At 29.2% G+C, this 11,735-nt stretch carries 24 protein-coding genes; 12 read left to right on the forward strand and 12 right to left on the reverse strand.

Annotated elements, in window-relative coordinates:
• Position 1: 1 nt before the first annotated feature.
• Complete coding sequence (locus tag AC6EJB_RS02080) at positions 2-172, reverse strand: hypothetical protein (protein ID WP_498492072.1); 171 nt, start codon at positions 170-172, stop codon at positions 2-4.
• Between the two features lie 551 nt (positions 173-723).
• On the opposite strand from AC6EJB_RS02080, the gene AC6EJB_RS02085 reads away from it, so the two are divergent.
• From AC6EJB_RS02085 to AC6EJB_RS02095, 3 genes are all read left to right on the forward strand, one after another.
• Entirely contained in the window at positions 724-891 is a 168-nt protein-coding gene (locus AC6EJB_RS02085) for a hypothetical protein (RefSeq protein ID WP_498492073.1), read from the forward strand.
• Between the two features lie 101 nt (positions 892-992).
• Positions 993-1,151, forward strand: coding sequence for a hypothetical protein (locus tag AC6EJB_RS02090; RefSeq protein ID WP_498492074.1), 159 nt, complete (start codon positions 993-995; stop codon positions 1,149-1,151).
• A gap of 146 nt (positions 1,152-1,297) precedes the next feature.
• Entirely contained in the window at positions 1,298-1,549 is a 252-nt protein-coding gene (locus AC6EJB_RS02095; protein ID WP_498492075.1) for a hypothetical protein, read from the forward strand.
• A gap of 23 nt (positions 1,550-1,572) precedes the next feature.
• Here AC6EJB_RS02095 and AC6EJB_RS02100 read toward each other — a convergent pair whose 3' ends face one another.
• The 5 genes from AC6EJB_RS02100 to AC6EJB_RS02120 all read right to left on the reverse strand — a co-directional run bounded on the left by AC6EJB_RS02100 (position 1,573) and on the right by AC6EJB_RS02120 (position 5,075).
• A complete protein-coding gene (locus AC6EJB_RS02100; RefSeq protein ID WP_498492076.1) occupies positions 1,573-1,755 on the reverse strand; it encodes a Nif11 family protein in 183 nt (60 codons plus the stop codon).
• 108 nt (positions 1,756-1,863) lie between these two features.
• Positions 1,864-3,081, reverse strand: a complete 1,218-nt coding sequence (locus AC6EJB_RS02105; RefSeq protein ID WP_498492077.1) for a fatty acid desaturase — start codon at positions 3,079-3,081, stop codon at positions 1,864-1,866.
• Positions 3,082-3,263: 182 nt separating this feature from the next.
• The gene (locus AC6EJB_RS02110; protein ID WP_498492078.1) at positions 3,264-3,500 is read right to left on the reverse strand and encodes a hypothetical protein; all 237 of its coding nucleotides are present in this window, start codon (positions 3,498-3,500) and stop codon (positions 3,264-3,266) included.
• A 55-nt stretch (positions 3,501-3,555) separates the two neighbouring features.
• A complete protein-coding gene (locus AC6EJB_RS02115) occupies positions 3,556-4,248 on the reverse strand; it encodes a Type 1 glutamine amidotransferase-like domain-containing protein (protein ID WP_498492079.1) in 693 nt (230 codons plus the stop codon).
• Positions 4,249-4,355: 107 nt separating this feature from the next.
• Positions 4,356-5,075 carry an SDR family NAD(P)-dependent oxidoreductase gene (locus AC6EJB_RS02120; RefSeq protein ID WP_498492080.1) on the reverse strand — a complete coding sequence of 240 codons (720 nt, stop codon included), beginning with the start codon at positions 5,073-5,075 and terminating at the stop codon, positions 4,356-4,358.
• Between the two features lie 299 nt (positions 5,076-5,374).
• Between AC6EJB_RS02120 and AC6EJB_RS02125 the strand changes: the two genes are divergently transcribed.
• Positions 5,375-6,115 carry an MBL fold metallo-hydrolase gene (locus tag AC6EJB_RS02125; RefSeq protein ID WP_498492081.1) on the forward strand — a complete coding sequence of 247 codons (741 nt, stop codon included), beginning with the start codon at positions 5,375-5,377 and terminating at the stop codon, positions 6,113-6,115.
• Positions 6,116-6,127: 12 nt separating this feature from the next.
• Here the strand turns inward: AC6EJB_RS02125 and AC6EJB_RS02130 are convergent, their stop codons facing one another.
• The 3 genes from AC6EJB_RS02130 to AC6EJB_RS02140 form a co-directional block, all read right to left on the reverse strand.
• Positions 6,128-6,310, reverse strand: a complete 183-nt coding sequence (locus AC6EJB_RS02130) for a hypothetical protein (RefSeq protein ID WP_498492082.1) — start codon at positions 6,308-6,310, stop codon at positions 6,128-6,130.
• Positions 6,311-6,370: 60 nt separating this feature from the next.
• Entirely contained in the window at positions 6,371-6,703 is a 333-nt protein-coding gene (locus tag AC6EJB_RS02135) for a hypothetical protein (RefSeq protein WP_498492083.1), read from the reverse strand.
• A 319-nt stretch (positions 6,704-7,022) separates the two neighbouring features.
• On the reverse strand, positions 7,023-7,238 hold the full coding sequence (locus tag AC6EJB_RS02140; protein WP_498492084.1) for a Nif11-like leader peptide family natural product precursor: 216 nt from the start codon (positions 7,236-7,238) through the stop codon (positions 7,023-7,025).
• A 148-nt stretch (positions 7,239-7,386) separates the two neighbouring features.
• On the opposite strand from AC6EJB_RS02140, the gene AC6EJB_RS02145 reads away from it, so the two are divergent.
• Entirely contained in the window at positions 7,387-7,623 is a 237-nt protein-coding gene (locus tag AC6EJB_RS02145; RefSeq protein WP_498492085.1) for a hypothetical protein, read from the forward strand.
• Positions 7,624-7,684: 61 nt separating this feature from the next.
• Here AC6EJB_RS02145 and AC6EJB_RS02150 read toward each other — a convergent pair whose 3' ends face one another.
• Positions 7,685-7,882 carry a hypothetical protein gene (locus tag AC6EJB_RS02150; RefSeq protein ID WP_498492086.1) on the reverse strand — a complete coding sequence of 66 codons (198 nt, stop codon included), beginning with the start codon at positions 7,880-7,882 and terminating at the stop codon, positions 7,685-7,687.
• An 84-nt stretch (positions 7,883-7,966) separates the two neighbouring features.
• Between AC6EJB_RS02150 and AC6EJB_RS02155 the strand changes: the two genes are divergently transcribed.
• Complete coding sequence (locus AC6EJB_RS02155) at positions 7,967-8,158, forward strand: translation initiation factor IF-2 N-terminal domain-containing protein (RefSeq protein ID WP_498492087.1); 192 nt, start codon at positions 7,967-7,969, stop codon at positions 8,156-8,158.
• A gap of 64 nt (positions 8,159-8,222) precedes the next feature.
• Here AC6EJB_RS02155 and AC6EJB_RS02160 read toward each other — a convergent pair whose 3' ends face one another.
• Entirely contained in the window at positions 8,223-8,444 is a 222-nt protein-coding gene (locus tag AC6EJB_RS02160; protein ID WP_498492088.1) for a hypothetical protein, read from the reverse strand.
• Positions 8,445-8,625: 181 nt separating this feature from the next.
• On the opposite strand from AC6EJB_RS02160, the gene AC6EJB_RS02165 reads away from it, so the two are divergent.
• The 6 genes from AC6EJB_RS02165 (at position 8,626) to AC6EJB_RS02190 (ending at position 11,137) form a co-directional block, all read left to right on the forward strand.
• On the forward strand, positions 8,626-9,657 hold the full coding sequence (locus tag AC6EJB_RS02165) for a potassium channel family protein (RefSeq protein ID WP_498492089.1): 1,032 nt from the start codon (positions 8,626-8,628) through the stop codon (positions 9,655-9,657).
• Positions 9,658-9,757: 100 nt separating this feature from the next.
• The gene (locus tag AC6EJB_RS02170) at positions 9,758-10,006 is read left to right on the forward strand and encodes a hypothetical protein (protein ID WP_498492090.1); all 249 of its coding nucleotides are present in this window, start codon (positions 9,758-9,760) and stop codon (positions 10,004-10,006) included.
• Between the two features lie 81 nt (positions 10,007-10,087).
• A complete protein-coding gene (locus tag AC6EJB_RS02175; RefSeq protein ID WP_498492091.1) occupies positions 10,088-10,216 on the forward strand; it encodes a hypothetical protein in 129 nt (42 codons plus the stop codon).
• Between the two features lie 63 nt (positions 10,217-10,279).
• A complete protein-coding gene (locus AC6EJB_RS02180; protein WP_498492092.1) occupies positions 10,280-10,519 on the forward strand; it encodes a DUF8620 family protein in 240 nt (79 codons plus the stop codon).
• A 99-nt stretch (positions 10,520-10,618) separates the two neighbouring features.
• Positions 10,619-10,765, forward strand: a complete 147-nt coding sequence (locus tag AC6EJB_RS02185) for a hypothetical protein (RefSeq protein ID WP_498492093.1) — start codon at positions 10,619-10,621, stop codon at positions 10,763-10,765.
• Positions 10,766-10,783: 18 nt separating this feature from the next.
• The gene (locus AC6EJB_RS02190; protein ID WP_498492094.1) at positions 10,784-11,137 is read left to right on the forward strand and encodes a DUF7326 family protein; all 354 of its coding nucleotides are present in this window, start codon (positions 10,784-10,786) and stop codon (positions 11,135-11,137) included.
• A 29-nt stretch (positions 11,138-11,166) separates the two neighbouring features.
• Here the strand turns inward: AC6EJB_RS02190 and AC6EJB_RS02195 are convergent, their stop codons facing one another.
• A complete protein-coding gene (locus AC6EJB_RS02195; protein WP_498492095.1) occupies positions 11,167-11,730 on the reverse strand; it encodes a GIY-YIG nuclease family protein in 564 nt (187 codons plus the stop codon).
• Positions 11,731-11,735: the final 5 nt, after the last annotated feature.

The raw sequence follows: 11,735 nt of genomic DNA on the forward strand, positions 1-11,735 counted from the left end.
CTTATAGACCATTCAATTCAATTGCGTTTGCAATAGATCTGAGCAGTTCAACTATTTCACTTTCATCACAACTGGTTTCTTCCTTAAGCTCAACACATAAATCTTTAATAGAGACATTAGTTGACCACCATATACCTGAAGTTTCTGTATCATCAAAGTTAAAATTTGGCATCAAAAAAATCCAAATTTATACTATGACAACTTTTGAACATCAGTAGAATTATCTAAAGCTTTCAATTCTTCGGGTAATTCCATATCTAAACCCTCTAATAAATTCTTTAATAGGATTTTATTATTTTCCATATTTTTTCCAGTTCTAAAATTTAGAAAAAAGTAAAAAATAGAACAGATTGCAAATAATATAAAAAAGAAATATAAATAGTTAATGTTGATCATCCAATTGAATCATTACTTTTATTTATATTCATACCAAATGTGCTAAAAATCAATAAAAGTTAAAAAAATAATAATAAAATGCTAGAACAAACACAATCAGAGTTTAAAAGAAAGCATATAATAAGTATTTATAACTAGTAGTTATTGCTTTAAGCGAATGGACCAAATGATTGAAAGAATCTGAGATATTTGAAAAAACCGTATAAATTTGAATAAAAAAAGCTAGTAGAGTTTATTAAAATATAAGAAAAGAAGTTATTATTTGTATTTACAATAGAAGCAACTATCAAATAACATCTTAATATGCTTTAAATTATTATAAAATTTATGCTTACTAACATAAGTTATATATTTCTTATTTCCGTGCTTTTAATTTTTGGTGGGTGGGCGTTTAAAGCGCTGATCTCATTAGCTCAAGGGAAACCTATAGAAATAAACCTCAAAAACCCACTTAATTTAAAGGCAAGGTGGCCTAAAGAAACGAATGAAAAGTAATTAATTATCTAAGAACTAAAACAATAAGTTTTCATTTGGGTATATAGGCTTTTGTTCAATTATCATTATTAAAGTGATTAAAAAGTTTAAGGAAAATAAAAATGCTTGATTCCTTAGATCCATTCCAACAACTTTTATTAGGTGTTTCTAGTGTTGGTCTGCTAATGATAGTTTTAGTAATTTTCCTTACTGCAAGTCCTAACTTTCAAAACACAGATAGATTAAAAAAGATCCTAGATTTTTTAGAAAAAAAGAAATAAAGATTTAGTAAAGAAGAACCTAAACACTTATTATTTGATTATTAAAAACCAAAATCTATCCATTCGCATATATTTTCAAAGGATAACTTAATCTGATCATTCTCTAAATCATAAGTAATGTTGATAATAAATAATCATTTCTCGAGATGCTTAAAGAATTATTTGACAATAACAAATACTTGCTTTGTGCTGGCTTAAGTACTCTATCTATCTTATTCACTTCAATCTCAATAATTTCTGTATCTAATTCAGTAAAGAAGATATCAACTGATTTGGAACCGCTTTCAAAATGGGCTGACTCACAAAATGAATGCATAACAAAAACATTTCGCATTGATGGTAAAAATACACAAGGGATCCCCTCAAAGGTTTGGAGCTGTAATGGGGGAGGACAGTAACTTCAAATCTTTACAAAGAAAGGCTAGGGTTCTCCCCATCTCTTACCAATTTCATAACCCCATTTCTTTGCAAGTTCTACTACATCATCATGAGTTTTACAAGCTAAAAGTAGATTATACTTTTCAGGAGACTTATTAATTAATTCAACCAGTTGATTTAGCTGATCAATTTTGAATAAGAACCTCTCGTAATCCTTCTTAGACATTTTAATTTAATAGTAAATACTATGTATAAATAAATATTTTGCAAATATAAAAATTAAACAAATTTAATATAAATCATTTAATAATATTAATAAAATCTTTGATTTTAATTAAGTTTTAGAGTGGTTTGGTTGTTTCCAAACATATCTATCAATGGTATAATCCTTCTTTACTGCTACGCAATTGGTAGCTATATGCCAAAGAGACTTGTGAATGGGAGTAGGATTATATAGATATACTTTAGGAAATTTATTTTTCAATATTCTCGTAGCAAGTCTTGCATGATAGTGAGGTATTGTTGGTTCAATGTGATGAATAGCGTGAGTTGAACCTATTGAGTGATGAAGAAAATCTAATATTCTTCCATAAGGTCGGTCGATAGATAAGAATGCGCCTCTCATATAGGAAAATTGACTAGCGCCTAGATGGGGAACATCAGTATCTGTGTGGTGAAGCCATGTATAAATAACTAGCCAAATGTTAACAACCAATAGTGGGCCTAAATAAAGACTAATCATTGAATTAATACCAAAAATAAATGACCAACAAGTCAATAGAAGCAACATACAAACAATTCCCCAATCTGATATCCATACCTTTCTTGCCCATACGGATGGCCAAAGTTTTTTGGAGAAAGGTGCTTTTGGCCAAAAATGATTACTGGTCCCATAACGAGGTCCGCCAGTTTTACCTAGAAGTAAATAAGCTGGCCATCCAAGAATCAAATGAAGGAAAAGTTGATTAAATCCATAAAGAATCTTCCCAAAGAATAATGATGATTCCATTTCATTTTCACCACCCTTTTTCTCAGATTTACCATCGCCGGAAATCACAACAGGAACATGTGTCTCTCCAGCAGTTATGTGATTGGTAAAAGCATGGTGAACAGCATGTGACCTTTGCCATGAAAAGTATGGAACTAATAAAAAAGAATGAAGACAATATCCAACAAGTGTTTCTAATTTTCGGTTATCTGAAAATGCACCATGACCACATTCATGAGCTAAAACCCATAGCCCCATTGAAGTTGTACCTGAGAGAATAGCGTATAAGAACCAAATTGGAATCATCTCTTTTGTAAGAGGAATACAGAGACCTAGCAAAACAACAAAAATCTGAATTACTACTGTCCTAGTGAGATAGAAAAGAGATTTATTCGTCTGGCGAGTAAAACAGTGTTTGGGTATAGCTTCTCTAACTTCTTTTCTAGAAGGGATGTCAGCCATTGAAATTTTTAATGCTTTACCATCTAAACCAGATGGAAGAAAAGTCCTATTGTTTTTTTCGTTATTATTTCTCTCGAAATTAGTAAGCAGACTTTTTTCCAATTTCTACAACATGATTAAGGTTCACGTAAGACGTTACTCTTCAATATGCGATGAGGCTATAGTAATTTCTAACTTTCACACAGGATAGCTAAAGTATCCAAAAAAATTCGTAAAAAAATCAATTTATATTCCCTGACTATCAACTTTAAGATGCGATAGAAAATTGATGACTAAAAATAATATTAAATATTCCGACTCTCAGGATACTCAACCGATCCATCAGCCTTCCTAACAGGCTTTGAATATAGAACTCTTAATAAACCTTTTGTATCCATATTAGGACTAGTTATAAAAAAACTGATTAGAAAGAAACCACCGAACATAACTAATATTACTACAAGGGGTAAAGTCAGACCCATCTCTGAAAATGATAATAAAAATAAATACATTGTAAGTACTATTAAATAAATATTATTCATTTAATAGTAATTGATTTTAGTGGGATAGAAACAAATGTAAATGATTACTAATAATCTATAATTGAATTTTCTCAAAAGGGTTTTCAATTATCTCATTATCATCAAGAAACACATTATATGTATTTTTATTATTTTTAAAACTAATATTTTTAAATGGTTTACCGTCAATAAAATGCATGGCAGAACCCCCCTCAATAGATATACAATTAGATACTTTTTCTTCAAGAAGTATTTTTTTAACATAGGGAATACGAGATGGTTCCTCATCATAATGAGGGCAACAGGTCCCACTAATAAAATCCAAACAAGGTAAGATCCTTAATTCATTATCCCAAGAGTCTGTAATACCATTTGTAAACCAACAAATAGCTCCTGCACTTACTCCGCTCATTATTACTCCATTATTATAAGCTTCCTTAAGTAAATCACTCATTTCCCACTCATTCCAAATCGCTAGCATACTCTTTGTATTTCCACCCCCAACAAAAACAATATCCTGTTCCATAATATGATTTTTTATATTTGTAGTTCTTTTAAAAAATTCAATATGACTGGGATTACAATTTAAACGGGTAAAAATTGAGTAATAACGAGCAATGTAGCTATCATTATCTCCGGTAGCGGTGGGTAGAAAAGTAATTTTTGGGCTAGTTTCTACTGAAAGATTAAGTATATATTTTTCGATTAAATAAGATGAATTGTTTCGACCAAATCCACCTCCACCTATGGCGACTATATGTTTTTTCAAGTGCGTTATAAAATGCTTTTTATATAATACAACTTAAAAATAGAAAATTAAAAACTAAATAATCAAAAGGAATAATAATAGGATTGAAATCAACTAAAATTTGACAATCACCAGGGGATAATACTCCTATCCCAAGCTATAAATTTTCCAGAATCAGTGGGGGTTTGATCAGAAATAATATTTATCAAATATTCAGAAGATTTCGCAGGACTAAAAAGTTTATCCTTAGGAACTGCAGTCTGATAGGGTTTTGATAATTTTGTATCACATGTACCTGGATGCAAAATAGACACAATTGAGAGGGGGAATTTACGTCGCCATTCAATACTTAGAGTTTTTAAAAATTGATTTTGTGCAGCTTTAGAAGCTCTATAGGAATACCAACCACCAAGTCTATTATCACCAATACTTCCAACTCTGGCACTTAAGCTTGCAAAGCAGAAGGGAAGTTCTGGTTTTATAAACTTTTCAATACTTTTTGCAATCAGAATAGGAGCAATAGCATTAATCGTAAAATTTTTATTTATATTAGAACGATTTATATTTGAAAGTCTTTTCTCAGGTTTAACTAAATTTGAATGAAGAAACCCACTTGTATTGAAAACTAGACGAAGAGGCTTTTTTAATTGGGAAATTTGGTTTTCAAAGGAAGTAAATGAATGGTCATTTTCTAAATCAAGGTAAATAGCATTTTTATTAGCTAGTTGTCGACCACAGACAAAAACATCCAAATTTGGTGATACGTTCGTCAAATAATCAAAAATACTTTTACCAATATCTCCAGCTCCAACAATCAAAGCAACTCCTTCCCAATCTCTAATTGTCATGATTTTAATAATATAGTTGATAATAGGGGAGTATTTTCTCAAGTGAGAGATTAACAAAACGTATATATATATTAGTTAGCTAATATAGTAGTTTAAATTAGATAATTAATAAAATATTGATACCATGGAAAATGATTGGTTGTATGAGTTTCAAAAATATATAAAAAAATTTGCACTTCTATTAATTGTAATTTTGATAATAATATTTATTTTTTTGGTCATTTAGTGATTTTAAAAACAAAATCACAGTCGAATAATCCACCATATTAAACAACAAGAGTTATATTAGGATATAAACGATGGTAATAAAAGCGACTTACTACGGAGCGAATGGTTGGCTTCTTGATTTGGATAAAACAAGAATATTGGTTGATCCTTGGTTGAATGGCGATTTGACTTTCCCTCCTGGAGACTGGCTAATAAAAGGAAAATTGAGCAAGGAAATTGAAGTTCCTAGTGATATTGATTTTTTATTGCTTACTCAAGGCCAACCGGATCACGCCCATCCTCCAACACTTGAAAAAATAGATAAAAGTATTTCAGTAATTGCTTCACGAACAGCTAGTAAAGTTGTAGGTCAATTGGGTTTTAACAAAATTCATATCCTAAAATGTGGAGAAAGCTTTAAAAAAAACAATCTAAATATTCAAGCGACATCCGGTGCCTCCGTGCCAAATATTGAAAATGGGTACATTATTGATTTAGGATTAAACTCAATTTATATAGAGCCACACGGTTTCCTTGACAAAAAAATAAAACCGAGAAATATAGATTTATTAATAACACCAGTAATTGATTACTCATTACCACTTGCAGGCAAATTTATCAAAGGTAAAACGGTTTTACCAGAACTTATGAAGTTGTTTAAACCTACTACAGTTTTAGCCAGTACAACTGGCGGAGATATAACTTTTACTGGGTTAATAAACAATTTAATAAATGTTGATGGCTCTCTAGAAAATATAAATTTATTCAAAAATAGTACAACCAACTTTATAAATCCAATACCACTTAAACAATATATATTTAATAGAAACTAAGGAATCATATAATTATTGTTTATTTTTTTTATTTTGAAGAATATAAAACTCAGAAACATCCTTAAGCATTTTTAAAACAACATCATTGCTACATTTTGTTCTTTCTTGGAGTCTCATGCATGCTTCCTTTATATTTACAAAAGCATCCTCAGTCATTTCTGAAAGTTGTTCTTTAGTAAATTTTGTTTTATCCATTAGTACTCACAAGTTCAGTTTGATAATAGTATAAAGAGTCTAAAATCAAACAAAATTTGTTTAAGTGTTAATTAAATCCGATAGAGATTTAAATTGTTTACGATATTTTATTACAGTTTTTAAATCTGGAAATCCCTCTCTCGTAAGTTTAGCTAGGAATAATTTATCAAAGCCAAGTAATTCCTGGTTAGAAGTTTTTTCATCCTCGAAAGAAAATAAAAATTTAGTCTTATTATATAAATTTTGATAATCTTCAAGTTCTGATTTACTTTTAAACATTGAACCATCCTCTGCTTTAAAGGATTCTTTACTAAAACTTTTAAACAGAAATAATGAAAGAAATATTAGTGCAAGAACTATAAAAAATATTATAGCTATAAAGGTAATATCCATAAATTAGATAAAAGGTTAAATTTATTTTAGTTGATAAAAAGTAAAAATGGTAGAAAGACGTATTAAAATGAGTATCCTCACTTAATGTAAAAATTTATTATATGAATAACTCGTAAAGTAAAGTATATAAAATGTATAATAAAAAATATTAAACTCAGAAATCGGTAATGATAAAATTATTAAGCATCTCTATTTTTTTTGTTATAATAATTATCTTACTTACTAATTTAAGAAACCGAAGACAGAAATCTATTTATCAAAAGGCAGCTAAGAAATGGGATGGAATAGTTGAAGAGCTGAGAAGAAGAAAATAGAAATTTTAATTATATTCTCCTGGAACATCGTTTTTATGGACCCTGACTCTACCGACTTTATTTCCTGAAAAACGTAGTAACTCATCTCCTGAAAATTCATACCCCCTTTTCAAGGCAATCAAAGCTACATCATCCGCAGTTGAGGATGAAATGACTTCATCTTTTAGGGCTTTATCGTTCTGCATTTCCTTTAAGAAATTCCTTAAATCATCTAACGACATTTATTAAATAATTTATTTTTGTTATTATATATAATTAAACCAATTTCTTAACAAAGATGTAAATAAAGATAAATAAATAGAAAATATCTATTTATTTAATATAATAATCATAAAGTATTTAGCAATAATGCTTATTAGGATGAATCCAATGAAAGTTCTATTAATTATCGCTTTTTCTTTAATTTGTTACTCAGGACGAGTATTTGCATACCCTGCAAGTCAAATGGAAGACTGTATGTTAAGTGCGTTAAGTAATCCAGCAACCAAATCAATATCCAAAAACTCAATAAAAAATTATTGCGATTGTGCCCTCAAAGCAATAATTGATGAGCAAAGAGATATAAAAGAATCAGGATATGAATGCGCCCAGCAATATTTTAATTAAAGTAAATTTCTTTAAATAGGAAACATAGCAAATTATGATTAATTTAGATAATTAAATAATCCTAATACAAATTGGCATCAGATTTTCCCCAATCATTTGGCAAAGCCAAAACCCAGTCATCTATTGAATCTCCTAACCACTCCTTATATTCCTGAAAAATACATCTTCTAGTTTTTGCTTCGCTAGTCAACTCAATTCGGTGAACTGCATTAGAGACAACCTCTTCAAGAGTTGACTTCAAATCATTATCTTGACTCATAAAACATTCGTATCACCTATGTTTATACACATAGCAATAAAACAAAAAAAAAGCAGCTATTTCATTCTAAAATCATAATGAATCATGGTTTTTCATAAAGCAAAATTGAGAGTTAAAGAGCTTGCTGAGGCACTTAATTTAGATTCACGTGAAATTATTGCAACTTGCATTCTTTTAAAAATACCCGCCTCATCTCCACTATCTTCTTTATCTGTAGATCAATGCAAAGAAATAATTGATTATTTAAAAAATGAAAAAACTATAGATAATCTATAATTAGCTATATTAGAGAAAGTATTTATTATATCCAAGTGATTGATATGTAGGATTCTAATAAACCTTACATATCATTTGCTTCTCTAAATAATGCATCTTGGTAGTCTGAATCTTTCTTTAAGTTTTCCATTTTAACAGGGTCAAAATGATTAATTAGTGATTTACCAAACTCAAATATTTCAAGGTCTGACAAACCTTTATCACGTAAACCTGCAAGTATGGCTGAAATATCTTGGTATGCCTCTTCAAATAATTCTTTTTTGTCATCAGAGTCAAGATTAGCCATATCTATTAAATTTAAAAGTAATTAAATACTTATTTTAGTATAAGTTAAATTTTACCCTGTATCATTATCTATATAATTTGAATACTTAATACTTCCTGACAATAAGTCTAGAAGTTGAATGGAAAAATAAATTAAATCGCTGCATTATATTAAGATCAATCTAACGATTAATTCTAGGAGATTGAAAAACAATAACTATAAAAACTATTTAAAAGTTTGGGCCGTTCCTTTATCCTTGCTAATAGTATTGTTTTTCTTTGGTGCACTGGGTTATCGCATAACAGAAGGGTGGGATTGGGGCGATTGTTTATGGATGGTTCTAATAACGATAACAACAATTGGCTTTGGAGAAGTTGAAGTTTTAAGCGCCTCAGGTAGAGTAATAACTTTTTTAATCATTGGTGGTGGATTATTTGTAGTTCAATTAACACTACAAAGATTTATACAATTATCAGAACTGGGATATTTCCTAAGATTAGAGGAGTTAAGATTAAGAAGAATAATTAGAAGAATGAAAAATCATGTGATCATATGCGGGTATGGGCGAACAGGGAAAGAAATAGCCGATCAACTTAAAACAGAAAAAATATCAACAATAATAATCGAAATCGATCAAGCAAGAAAGAACGAAGCAGAAGAGAAAGGATTCAATGTCCTTATGGATGATGCAACAATGGATGAAACATTAATACTTGCTGGAATAAAAAGTTGTAGGAGTATAGTCGTTACATTACCGAGTGATGCAGCTAATCTTTATGTAATACTAAGTGCTAAAGCCTTGAATAATAATTGCAGATTAATTGCAAGAGCGGCCACAGAGGAAGGATCTAATAAATTAAAACTTGCAGGAGCAAATGCAGTAGTTAGTCCATATGTTGCCGCTGGAAGAACCATGGCTGCCTCAGCATTAAGGCCAATAGCTGTTGACTTTATGGATTTACTTACTGGTTCTGACTGTGAAATTGAGGAATTTAAATTAACCAATAATATCGAAAAAATAAATAATTTCTTAATCAATAATAAGAATGAATTAGATTTCTCAAAAGATTGTGGAGCTTTGCTATTGGCTACTAAAGTCTCCGGAAAGCTAATAGGAAATCCAATTGATAAGTTAACCTTATCTCCTGGAATGATATTGATATTTCTTGGAAGTCAACGACAATTACAGATTATCAAAGAAAAATTAAGGGAACTGCTAGTCAATACACCATAGTTAAAACAGCTACATACAATAAGCGTGGGTAAACACTACAAAAAAGCTCAAACATCGATAAGCGTTTGTAGTTAGAACTTTAATAGTAATATTCTTATAGATGCCACTAGAATTTCAAACAAATCTAAAAAAAGAGAAACGGTTAAATGAATTATCAAAGTTTAACGAACAAGTTTTCTCAAAAGATTACGTAGATTTTTTACACGAAGCTGGATGGATATTAGAAAAAAGATTCCCCTCAAAAGTTAATCATTATTCAGACTTACTAGAGGACACAGATTGGAAATCTACGAAATCAGATTTTAAAAGTTCAATCCATTACAGAAGGGATTTAGATGCGTTAAGTTAAGAATGAAATTTGTTAAAAAAGCTGAAATATTTTCCAGATATATCATACTAATAAAAGAAAGAAATATTTCCATCTTCAGTAATGCAATCACCCAATCAACCTTGGAAGATATGGATATTTGTGATTGTTTTAAACTCAATGGCTATTGTAGGGGCTTTTTATCTTAAATCTATTGGTATCGACATTTATGCCTTTAGAGGTGTTTCATGATAAATACATTAAATTTTTCCATAACTAATTAACATATAACAATATTCTCATTAAAATTAGAAAATGACTGAAGGAAAAGAAGGCAATTGGAAAAAGGCAATTGATAATGTTTTGATCTATAACCTCTATGTATTAATAATAGGTGCGTTATTTTTAGGAGTTAGTTTTATATTGAGTGTAAATGGAGATAATAAATTATACATATTATTCCAAAAACTTTGGTACCCTATATTTATACCCTCATTAAGTCTATTTTTTACGGCAATACTTATTGAAGCAATTTTTAATAAAGTAGTTGATTAAAACAACTAAAGCACTTTCTCCTTCTAGTTGTTAACATTTTTAACCAATTAGTTGCCTTAAGAGAGGAATTCGTAAAAATAAAAAAAAATACTACAAGAAATGAGATTTAAAGTAAAAGTGGTCAATCATTTTGGAGAGCACTATGATGAGACAATAATTGCCAACCATGAGAATGAAGCAAAACAGAATGCAAGGCAATCTAATCCCAAGTCAAATATACTTAATGCTAAATGGGTCTATAAATAAATTATTTATTTGAATATAATGGAAGAACTAACTTATAAAGATTTCACAACAAATGAATTAGATTCATTGAAAGATATCTATATATCCAGTCGTATTAACTCAATGACAGAAAATGATCTTAGACAATTTGCCAAAGAAATTATTGTAGATCAAATAAAAGGAACCGTTGGTAATGCTGAAGAAAAAGAAGCATGGGAAGAAATGAAAGATCATTTCTCAGATGATTTTGAAAAAATTATTCATGAAGTTAAAGCTAAATATTCAAAAAATAAAAAACAGGATATAAAAAGTCCTGAAGAAATTGAATTCGATAAAAGACTTAGTCTTCTTAAAAAACAAGAGGATGAAAAAACAAGTAAAGACATGTGGTAAGTTTAATTTCAAAATAAATAATTATTTAGTCATAATAAAAATCTATAAAGATATCTAAAGAACAATGCATATAAAATAAAAGAAGATACCCTTGTAACTCTAAATTTCATCTCATTAATTATGCTGAAATAAAAATCAGATCTGATCGTGATAGAAATAAACGATAAACAAATTGAAATCTTCTCAATAAAATATAGCGAATTAAATAACACATGTTTTACATCATTAAAATTTAATGATAGGAAAATAAAAAAAACAATAAAAATTGATAATAAAATCAAGAATGACTGGAGAAAAATCCATAAAGTAATACTTAAAGGGTAGGAAATTTTTCTAAGCCTATATTTAATTTCTCTGACTTGAAAGTTATCTAATCGAAAATATTCAGTTTGAGGAATTCTGACACTTTTATATTTCTTATGAAATTCTCTTTCTAAAAGCTTAAAATTACTGGTATATATTTTTGCAATAACTTTATCAGGTTTAAGTTGTTTCATCCTATTCTTAAAGTTTTTTGTAATTCCAATCTTATGCAAATCTCCATTTTTTATTAGATAAAGCCATCCATTCATATCTCTATTGATTCTGAACATAAATT

This window comes from Prochlorococcus sp. G4PB17, from assembly GCF_059772445.1.

Bases quoted from the DNA above. Each gene is read 5' to 3' on its own strand.
- AC6EJB_RS02080 (WP_498492072.1), bottom strand. From the start codon at position 172: ATGCCAAATTTTAACTTTGATGATACAGAAACTTCAGGTATATGGTGG.
- AC6EJB_RS02085 (WP_498492073.1), top strand. From the start codon at position 724: ATGCTTACTAACATAAGTTATATATTTCTTATTTCCGTGCTTTTAATT.
- AC6EJB_RS02090 (WP_498492074.1), top strand. From the start codon at position 993: ATGCTTGATTCCTTAGATCCATTCCAACAACTTTTATTAGGTGTTTCT.
- AC6EJB_RS02095 (WP_498492075.1), top strand. From the start codon at position 1,298: ATGCTTAAAGAATTATTTGACAATAACAAATACTTGCTTTGTGCTGGC.
- AC6EJB_RS02100 (WP_498492076.1), bottom strand. From the start codon at position 1,755: ATGTCTAAGAAGGATTACGAGAGGTTCTTATTCAAAATTGATCAGCTA.
- AC6EJB_RS02110 (WP_498492078.1), bottom strand. From the start codon at position 3,500: ATGAATAATATTTATTTAATAGTACTTACAATGTATTTATTTTTATTA.
- AC6EJB_RS02120 (WP_498492080.1), bottom strand. From the start codon at position 5,075: ATGACAATTAGAGATTGGGAAGGAGTTGCTTTGATTGTTGGAGCTGGA.
- AC6EJB_RS02125 (WP_498492081.1), top strand. From the start codon at position 5,375: ATGGTAATAAAAGCGACTTACTACGGAGCGAATGGTTGGCTTCTTGAT.
- AC6EJB_RS02130 (WP_498492082.1), bottom strand. From the start codon at position 6,310: ATGGATAAAACAAAATTTACTAAAGAACAACTTTCAGAAATGACTGAG.
- AC6EJB_RS02135 (WP_498492083.1), bottom strand. From the start codon at position 6,703: ATGGATATTACCTTTATAGCTATAATATTTTTTATAGTTCTTGCACTA.
- AC6EJB_RS02140 (WP_498492084.1), bottom strand. From the start codon at position 7,238: ATGTCGTTAGATGATTTAAGGAATTTCTTAAAGGAAATGCAGAACGAT.
- AC6EJB_RS02145 (WP_498492085.1), top strand. From the start codon at position 7,387: ATGAAAGTTCTATTAATTATCGCTTTTTCTTTAATTTGTTACTCAGGA.
- AC6EJB_RS02150 (WP_498492086.1), bottom strand. From the start codon at position 7,882: ATGAGTCAAGATAATGATTTGAAGTCAACTCTTGAAGAGGTTGTCTCT.
- AC6EJB_RS02155 (WP_498492087.1), top strand. From the start codon at position 7,967: ATGGTTTTTCATAAAGCAAAATTGAGAGTTAAAGAGCTTGCTGAGGCA.
- AC6EJB_RS02160 (WP_498492088.1), bottom strand. From the start codon at position 8,444: ATGGCTAATCTTGACTCTGATGACAAAAAAGAATTATTTGAAGAGGCA.
- AC6EJB_RS02170 (WP_498492090.1), top strand. From the start codon at position 9,758: ATGCCACTAGAATTTCAAACAAATCTAAAAAAAGAGAAACGGTTAAAT.
- AC6EJB_RS02175 (WP_498492091.1), top strand. From the start codon at position 10,088: ATGCAATCACCCAATCAACCTTGGAAGATATGGATATTTGTGATTGTT.
- AC6EJB_RS02180 (WP_498492092.1), top strand. From the start codon at position 10,280: ATGACTGAAGGAAAAGAAGGCAATTGGAAAAAGGCAATTGATAATGTT.
- AC6EJB_RS02185 (WP_498492093.1), top strand. From the start codon at position 10,619: ATGAGATTTAAAGTAAAAGTGGTCAATCATTTTGGAGAGCACTATGAT.
- AC6EJB_RS02190 (WP_498492094.1), top strand. From the start codon at position 10,784: ATGGAAGAACTAACTTATAAAGATTTCACAACAAATGAATTAGATTCA.
- AC6EJB_RS02195 (WP_498492095.1), bottom strand. From the start codon at position 11,730: ATGTTCAGAATCAATAGAGATATGAATGGATGGCTTTATCTAATAAAA.